Below are 1070 nucleotides of genomic sequence, written 5' to 3'. Positions count from 1 at the left end.
CTCTAATGACTCCTCTACATTGTTGTAGTGATAAGTTCGAATATTACGTCCATCCGTCGCATTAATCTGAATTTCTGAGATCTCGTTATCTGAGTCTCGTTCGATGATTCCAATAGAATGATCTACGGATTTACTGGTAATAACCTTTTGGTTTCTTAATACAATTACGCAAGTATGTAAGTCCATGCCAATTCCCTTTAGCCGACGTTGTTGTGATGTTCTGGATCTAACTTTAGTGTACAAAAGCGCTAATGCCAATAAATCTCAATATTGAGTTCCGAAAATGGCTAATTATGGGCGCTTAAGCAAGCTACAATAACACTATATTGAACGATGCCTATGAACAATAAATGACAAAAGGCATGAGCAAGGAAAGCACTATGTTTATTCACCCCCATACCTCACTGACCTTTGAGCAGTGTCACAAGGCGCGAGTCGCGCGAGACAGTCGTTTTGATGGGCGATTTTATGTGGCGGTAAAAACAACGGGAATCTTTTGTCGTCCGATTTGCCCGGCAAATTTGCCTAAAGAAGAAAATGTTGAGTATTTCGCTGATAAGACGCAAGCCCTTCAAGCAGGGTACCGTCCGTGTTTACGCTGTCGACCTGATAGCGCTCCTGGATCTTGGGCATGGAAAGGTGTCGAGACGACCTTTCAACGAGCGATTTCGTTAATTGATAGAGGGGAGTTGCATCACCATTCGGTGTCTGAGTTGGCTGAGCGTGTTGGGATTTCTGACCGTTACTTACGTATGTTATTTGAGCAGTATCTAGGTATGTCACCCAAGCAGTATGCGCAATATCAGCAACTAATGTTTGCCAAACAGTTGCTTCACTTCAGCTCTATGTCGGTCACCGACGTGGGGTTTGCGTCCGGTTTTAACAGTACGCGCCGCTTCAACGATGCTTTTCAAAAGTTTCTCAAACTAACGCCTTCTCAAGTACGCCGTAAAGAGTTTGATGGTGCGGGTTGCAATCGAATTGCCTTACCTTATCGAGGTGAGTTGAATTGGTCGCACATGTTGGACTTCTATCGTTTGCGAGCGGTTGAGGGGGTTGAGCTGGTGAGG

2 protein-coding genes are annotated in these 1070 nt (G+C 44.5%); one reads left to right on the top strand and one right to left on the bottom strand.

Annotation, left to right across the window (positions count from 1 at the left end):
- A partial coding sequence (locus IQR33_RS17435; RefSeq protein ID WP_193843886.1) for a hypothetical protein occupies positions 1 to 186 on the bottom strand: 186 nt, incomplete at its 3' end.
- Positions 187 to 380: 194 nt separating this feature from the next.
- Here IQR33_RS17435 and IQR33_RS17430 point away from each other — a divergent pair.
- Positions 381 to 1070: bifunctional transcriptional activator/DNA repair enzyme AdaA (locus tag IQR33_RS17430; protein WP_193843885.1), on the top strand; the 690-nt coding region annotated here is incomplete at its 3' end.

It is taken from the genome of Vibrio sp. OPT46 (assembly GCF_015163535.1).
GTDB lineage: Bacteria > Pseudomonadota > Gammaproteobacteria > Enterobacterales > Vibrionaceae > Vibrio > Vibrio alginolyticus.
The sequence above is the reverse complement of the archived record's forward strand: the minus strand, read 5'-3'. Positions and strand labels throughout refer to the sequence as shown.